The following is a 7,057-nucleotide window of genomic DNA, read 5'->3' on the forward strand; positions in this document are numbered from 1 at the left end:
CCCTGAGCGAAGTCGAAGGGGTCTGCTGAGCGGAGCGAAGCACTTCGCTCCGCTCAGTGGAGGGCTTCGACAGGCTCAGCCCGAACGGGGTTGGGACAGCCATCACGCCCACCCCTCCACACCCCGTGCGCCGCGCGTCAGCACATCGAGGCACGCCATGCGGATCGCCACGCCCATCTCCACCTGCTCGGTGATCGCCGATCGCGTCGGATGATCCGCCACCACGCTCGCAATCTCCACCCCCCGGTTCATCGGCCCCGGATGCATTACCAGCGCATCGGGCTTGGCCAGCGCCAGCCGCTCCGGCGTCAGCCCATAGAGCATATGATATTCGCGCGCCGACGGGATGAACGCGCCGTCCATCCGCTCATTCTGGAGCCGCAACATCATCACCACGTCCGCGCCGTCCAGCCCCTGCGCCATGCTGGTAAAGGGCGTCGCGCCCAGCATCTCCACCTCCGGCGGCATCAAGGTGGGCGGCGCCACGGCGCGCACCTGCGCGCCCAGCGCGGCCAGGCACAGCATGTTGGATCGCGCGACCCGGCTGTGCAGCACATCGCCGCAGATCGCGACGATCAGCCCCTCGAAACTGCCCTTGCGCCGCCTGATCGTCAGCGCGTCAAGCAGCGCTTGCGTGGGATGCTGGTGCCAGCCATCGCCTGCGTTCAACACCGGGCAGTCCACCTTGTCCGCGATCAGCGCGACTGCGCCCGAACTGGCATGACGGATGACGATGACATCGGCGGCCATGGCGTTCAGCGTCATCGCCGTGTCGATCAGCGTCTCGCCCTTCTTCACGCTGGACTGGCCCGCGTGCATGTTCACCACGTCCGCGCCCAGCCGCTTGCCGGCAATCTCGAACGACAATAATGTCCGCGTGCTATTCTCGAAGAATGCGTTGATCTGGGTCATCCCCGCCAGCCGGTCATCATGCTTGCGCGCGCCGCTGCGGTTCGCCCGTGCCCAATGCTCCGCCTCATCCAGCAGAAAACGGATTTCCCAGGGTTTGAGGTCCGCAATGGACAGCAAATGCCTGTGCGGAAACAGCGCCCGACCAGTCAGGTCGGACGAAGCGGGCGCGGCAGTCGTTTCGGGCATGGGATGCGCTTTAGGCGAGGGAAGGGGCGAGGGCAACCAAAACTCCCCTCCCTTTCAGGGAGGGGCCGGGGGTGGGTAGTGAGCGCAGCGAACCGACCATATCAGTCGCGCGCATTCGCCTCTTGTCGCTCAGGGCGAACGGAGCAGGGCTTCGCTCTCCCCCGTTCGGGCTGAGCCTGTCGAAGCCTTGTTCTTTCTTCGGGATGAGAACCGACCTACCCCCGCCGCCACAGCCTCCCAAACACTGCCCCGTCCCGCAACACCTCCCGCGCTGCATTATGCCCCGGCGCGCCGGTGACGCCGCCGCCCGGATGCGTGCCTGCGCCGCACATATACAGCCCCTTTACCGGCCCGCGATAGGCGCCATGGCCCAGTACCGGGCGCGCGGCCCACATCTGGTCCAGCGACAGATGGCCGTGCATGATGTCGCCGCCGACCAGCCCGAATTTGCGCTCCAGGTCGAGTGGCGAGTGGATTTGCCGCGCGATCACGCTGCCTGCAAAGCCCGGCGCGGCCGCTTCCACCGTCGCGATGATGCAGTCCGCCGCCGCCTCCCGCTCATCGTCCCATGACCGCCCGTCGGGCAGCTCCGGCGCGAATTGCTGGCAGAAGAGGCTGGCGACATGGCAGCCTTCTGGGGCCAGCGATGCGTCGATGGTGGACGGGATCAGCATCTCGACGATCGGCTCCTTCGACCAGCCATCGCGTTTGGCATCCATATAGGCCCGGTCCATATAGTCCAGCGTCGGGGCCAGGATGATGCCCGACTGGTGATGCTCGCCGATACCGGGCAGGCAGGTGAAATCGGGCAAAGCGCTCAACGCCACATTCATGCGGAAGGTGCCGGACCCGGCCTTGAACGCCTTGACCCGCTTGACGAAATCGACGGGCAGATCGGCGGGATCCATCATTCGCTCATAGAGCAATTTCGGTCCGACATTGGCGATGACGGTCTTGCCCATCACCTCTTCGCCGCTCTCCAGCCGCACGCCCACGGCCCGCGCGCCATCCACCAGCACCCGCTCCACCGGCGCTTCCAGACTAATCTCCACCCCCATGGCCGTTACGACCCGCGCCATGATCTGGGTGATCGCCCCCATGCCGCCGACACAATGGCCCCATGCGCCCTTCTTGCCATTCACCTCGCCGAACACATGGTGCAGCAGCACATAGGCGCTGCCCGGCGTGTCGGGGCTGGCATAATTGCCGACTACCGCATCAAAGCCGAACGCGGCCTTCACCGCATCGCTCTCAAACCAGCTGTCTAGGAAGCTGCGCGCCGATTTGGTGAACAGGTCGAGCGCATCGCGCTGCTGCTCGATCGTCAGCCCGGCGATACGCCGTCCTTGCCTGAGCGCATCGACGATCATCGACAGCCCGTCGCCGACATTGGGCGGACTTTTCAGCGTCATGTCGCGCAGCACGTCCGCCACCACCTCCAGCGCATTATAATAAGCGGGCAGGGCGGCGGCATCCTTCGCGCTGAACCGCGCAAACTCCGCCTGCGTCCGCTCCAGCCCGCCGCCCAGTTTCAGATAACCGCCATCGGGCTGGGGCAGGAAGTTGCTGATCGGACGCTCGATGACGCGATAGCCATGGTCGGCCAGCTTCATGTCGGCGATGACCTTGGGGTTCAACAGGCTGACCGTGTAGCTGGCGGTCGAATTGCGGAAACCGGGGTGAAACGCCTCCGTCACCGCCGCCCCGCCCACGACATGACGGCGCTCCAGGATGCGCACCTTATAGCCCGCCCGCGCCAGATAGAAGGCGCAGACCAGCCCATTATGCCCCCCGCCGATGATGACGGCATCGTAGGCTTTGGTCATGCGCTGTTACTCCACCCCGCCGCCGGTGCGCGATGCAGCCGCGCCTGCGGGATCACCCCCCGCATCCGCCCGCAAAAATGGCGCAGCGCCACTTCATCCTCGTGCAGCGGCCCGACGGTAAAATAGTCCGATGCCATCCCGGCCTGCACCCGCGCGACCAGCGCCGTATCCTCGGCATTGACCTGCCGGTTGATCCGCCAGTTGAGGTAGCGCGCCGCTTTCATCTCTCGCCGCTCATCGGGCAACGCATAGCTGATCTCGCGGATCAGCGTCTGTGTCGGCGATACCGGCAGCCAGGCCATGAAATCGACCTGATCGGGGTAGATGTCGAAGGCGAAATTGGGCCACAGCTTGAAATAGGTCCATAGCCGCTGCCGTTCGGGTGGCAGATGCGGCACGTCCGGCAGAAATCGCTGATAGGCACGCTCGGACCAGTTGGCCGATGGCCGCTCGACAATCGGTCCCCACATCTTGTCGACATGCGCGCTCACCTCCACGCCATAGCCATCGCCCATCAGCCGCTTAAGCCCCGGATGCGCGACGCTGATGTGCAACCCGTCGGAATAATTATCGCCGATATTCTTCCAGTTCACCTCGCGCGGTCGCAACGTCACCCGCCCCAGCGCGCGCAGGTCGGCAAAGCGATAGGGGGCGATCTCCGCGACATAGGGCGCCATCATCTGCGCCACCGACGGCCCGCCATCATCGGTCAGCCGGACGAACAGGAAGCCGTAAAAATCCTCGACCTGCACCGGCGTCAGGCCATGATCAGCCAGGTCCATGGCATAGCCCGCCTTCATCGGCACGCCCGTCAACCGCCCGTCGCTTTCATAGGTCCAGCCATGATAGGGACAGACCAGCTTCTTGGCGCAGCCTGACGCCCCATCGACGATCCGCGCCCCGCGATGGCGGCACACATTGGTAAAGGCCCGCACGGCCCCATCGTCGCCGCGAATAACGATAACGCTCTCGCCGATATAATCGAGCGTATGGAAATCGCCGGGGTTAGGCATGTCGCTGACATGACAGACAATCTGCCAACTCGGCCGGAAGATCCGCGCGACTTCGGCGGCAAAAAATTCCGGGTCGCTATAGGTCCAGGCTGGCAGGCTCCAGCCCGCATCCGGGTCTGCCCCGCTTTCTGCCTGCACCACCATCTCCGCGCATCCCCCGACGCTGCCGATCAATTTTACGAACGTATAATAAAATCGCTGAAAATGCCAGCTATATGTTCGGCTCAGTGTCGGCTTCGGCCTGCGCCCCGTAACGCCGCGCCAGTACCGCGCAGGCCATCAACTGAATCTGGTGGAACAGCATCACCGGCAACAATATCGCGCCCACCGCGCTGGCCGGGAACAGCAGCCCCGCCATCGGCACCCCCGTCGCCAGGCTCTTTTTCGACCCGCAAAAGACCAGCACGATCCGCTCCGCCCGCGACAGGCCCATCATCCGCCCCAGCCCCCAGGTGAAGCCCAGCACCACCGTCAGCAGAGCGACGCAAAGCCCGGCAAGCAACGCCATCTCCCCCGCCGATACCGTCTGCCACAGCCCTTCGACCACCGCCGCGCTGAAGGCGGCATAGACCACCAGCAATATCGATCCGCGATCGACCCGCCCGATCATCGCCTTGTGCCGCGCCACGAACCCGCCAATCCATGGCCGCGCCAGATGGCCGATCAGGAAGGGCAACAGCAATTGCAGCACGATCCCCTCGATCGAGGCCAGCGAGATAAGGCTGCCGCTGCCCGTCCGCTGCATCAGGAGCGCGACCAGCAGCGGCGTCAGGACGATGCCGAGCAGGTTGGAGAAGGAGGCGCTGACCACGGCGGCGGCGACATTCCCCCGCGCGATCGCGGTAAAGGCGATGGAGGATTGGACGGTCGATGGCAGCAGCGTCAGGAACAACAGCCCCGCCCGCATCCCGTCCGGCACGGCGTCCATCTGCTGGCTGGCCAACCCCAGCAGCGGAAAGACGGCAAAGGTCGTCCCCAGCACCGCCAGATGCAGCCGCCACGCCTTTGCCCCCTCCCATATCGCCGCGCGCGACAATTTTGCACCATGCAGAAAAAACAGCAGCACTATGCCCGCATCCGCCACGGCATCTGCAATCCGCGCACCATTGCCCCGCGCTGGCAGCAATGACGCTAGCGCAACCGTGGCGATCAGCAACAGCAGGAACGGATCGATCAGTTCACGAAGGCGGGTCATCAGCGAACCTGGACAGGGAAGGGCGAAAAAAGGGGGATAGACGCCGCCCCATCGTTGAGCCAACAGATTCGCACAAGCCAATGAGGAGCGGATCGTGAGCGAGTCTATTGCGGTGATCGAGCAGGGCGGCGTGCTGGAAATCCATATCGACCGGCCCGACAAGAAAAATGCGCTGACTGGCCCCATGTATCGCGCGATGACCGCCGCGCTGGCCGACGCTTCTGCCCGCGCCGATATCGGCGTGGTGCTGTTTGCGGGGCGGGGCGACGCATTCTGCGCGGGCAATGACCTCAAAGACTTCATGGCCGGGCCGGAGGGGGGCGCCGCCGCCTTCGCCTTCATCCGCGCCATCGCCGCCTTCGACAAGCCGCTGGTCGCCGCGGTACAGGGGCTGGCCGTGGGCGTCGGTACGACGATGCTGTTCCATTGCGATCTGGTCTATGCCGCGCCCGATGCGCGCTTCATCATGCCTTTCGTCAATCTGGGGATCGTGCCGGAAGCAGGGTCCAGCCTGCTTGCGCCAGCGGTGATGGGCCATGCCAAAGCGGCAGCGATGCTGATGTTGGGCGAACCGATGGACGCCGAAGTCGCCGACCGCGCTGGCTTTGTCACCGCCATCGTCCCGGCCGACACGTTGCTCGACCATGCCCGTGCCAAAGCCGCTGCGCTGATGGCCAAGCCGCCCCAGGCACTTGCCGCCACCCGCCGCCTGATGAAGGGCGATCCGGCAGCACTCACCGCCCGGATGGAGGAGGAAGCGCAGCTGTTCCGGGAAACGCTGGCCTCGCCCGAAGCCCAGGAAGCCTTCACCGCCTTCTTCGAAAAGCGCGCCCCGGTGTTCAGCCGGGGATAATCTCAAACATCCGTTCGCTTCGAGCGAAGTCGAGAAGCATCGCGCACGGTGTCTCGACTTCGCTCGAAACGAACGGGGGAACTGGTGGTCAGTCGGCCTTCTTCCCAAACCGCAATTCACTCACGATCACCGCCGCAACGATCAGCACCCCGCCCAGCAGCGCCATGGGCGGCAGGCGGTCGCCTGCGATCCGCCCGATGATCCCGGCCCATACCGGTTCGCCCGCATAGATTAACGTCGCCCGCGTCGGCGACACGGTGCGTTGCGCCCAGTTCATCACCAGCTGGATGATCGCGGTCATCGCGCCCAGCCCACAGGCAGCAATCACCACCGCCCAGGAGAATGGCGGGATCGCCTCACCCGCCGGGGCCATGCAGGCAAAGGCAAGCAGCGACGTCACTGCCAGCTGCACCACGGTCACGCGCAGCACATTGACGCTGCCGGCCCACAGGCTGATGAAGATGATCTCCAGCGCGATCGCCAAGGTGCTGATCAGCGTCAATATCTCGCCCCGGCCCAGCGTCATGCCAGCCTCTGGCGCGGCGACCAGCAACAGGCCGATGAACGCCAGCGCCACCCCGATCCAACTCGCCAGCCGGGGCCGTCGCCGCAGGATGATCCATTGCAGCACCGGCACCAGCGGCACATAGGCCGCGGTGATGAACGCCGAGGCGCTGCTCGATATTGTCTGCAACCCCCAGGTCTGGAGCGTATAGCCGACGAAGATGCCCAGCCCGATTACCAGCCCCGCCCAGGCTTCACGCCACGTCAGCCCGCGCAGCACCGGGATTGCCAGCGGCAGCGTAAACAACGCCGCCGTGCCAAAACGCAAGCCAACGAAATACAGCGGCCCCGACTGTGTCATCGCGCCATGGACGATCAGAAATGTCCCGCCCCACAGCATCGTGACGCCAATCAGCGCGAGTTCGGGACGACCGATCAGCCGGGGGGTGGGGGCAGGGGGATGGTCGAGGACGGCGGCGGCTTGGGTCATGCGCCGACCGCTATGGACCGCGCAGGGCGCGGTCAAGCCGGGGGGGGGGGGGGGGGGGGGGGGGGGGGGCGGCGCCCC

The 7,057-nt window shown here is 65.3% G+C and carries 6 protein-coding genes; 1 reads left to right on the forward strand and 5 read right to left on the reverse strand.

Features of this window, described 5'->3' with window-relative positions; genetic code table 11:
• Nucleotides 1–102: 102 nt before the first annotated feature.
• From ACODSR_RS04670 to ACODSR_RS04685, 4 genes are all read right to left on the reverse strand, one after another.
• The gene (locus tag ACODSR_RS04670) at nt 103–1,098 is read right to left on the reverse strand and encodes an aspartate carbamoyltransferase catalytic subunit (protein ID WP_489074130.1); all 996 of its coding nucleotides are present in this window, start codon (nt 1,096–1,098) and stop codon (nt 103–105) included.
• Between the two features lie 215 nt (nt 1,099–1,313).
• Nucleotides 1,314–2,924: a phytoene desaturase family protein gene (locus ACODSR_RS04675; RefSeq protein WP_489074132.1), complete on the reverse strand. Its 1,611-nt coding sequence runs from the start codon at nt 2,922–2,924 to the stop codon at nt 1,314–1,316.
• On the reverse strand, nt 2,921–4,081 hold the full coding sequence (locus ACODSR_RS04680; RefSeq protein ID WP_489074134.1) for an aromatic ring-hydroxylating oxygenase subunit alpha: 1,161 nt from the start codon (nt 4,079–4,081) through the stop codon (nt 2,921–2,923). The genes ACODSR_RS04675 and ACODSR_RS04680 overlap by 4 nt, the downstream gene beginning before the upstream one ends.
• A gap of 67 nt (nt 4,082–4,148) precedes the next feature.
• Entirely contained in the window at nt 4,149–5,132 is a 984-nt protein-coding gene (locus tag ACODSR_RS04685) for a bile acid:sodium symporter family protein (RefSeq protein ID WP_489074136.1), read from the reverse strand.
• A 94-nt stretch (nt 5,133–5,226) separates the two neighbouring features.
• On the opposite strand from ACODSR_RS04685, the gene ACODSR_RS04690 reads away from it, so the two are divergent.
• On the forward strand, nt 5,227–5,985 hold the full coding sequence (locus tag ACODSR_RS04690) for an enoyl-CoA hydratase-related protein (protein ID WP_489074138.1): 759 nt from the start codon (nt 5,227–5,229) through the stop codon (nt 5,983–5,985).
• A gap of 88 nt (nt 5,986–6,073) precedes the next feature.
• On the opposite strand, the gene ACODSR_RS04695 is transcribed toward ACODSR_RS04690, so the two are convergent.
• The gene (locus ACODSR_RS04695) at nt 6,074–6,979 is read right to left on the reverse strand and encodes a DMT family transporter (protein WP_489074140.1); all 906 of its coding nucleotides are present in this window, start codon (nt 6,977–6,979) and stop codon (nt 6,074–6,076) included.
• Nucleotides 6,980–7,057 lie beyond the last annotated feature (78 nt).

It is taken from the genome of Sphingobium sp. FG125 (genome assembly GCF_057809795.1).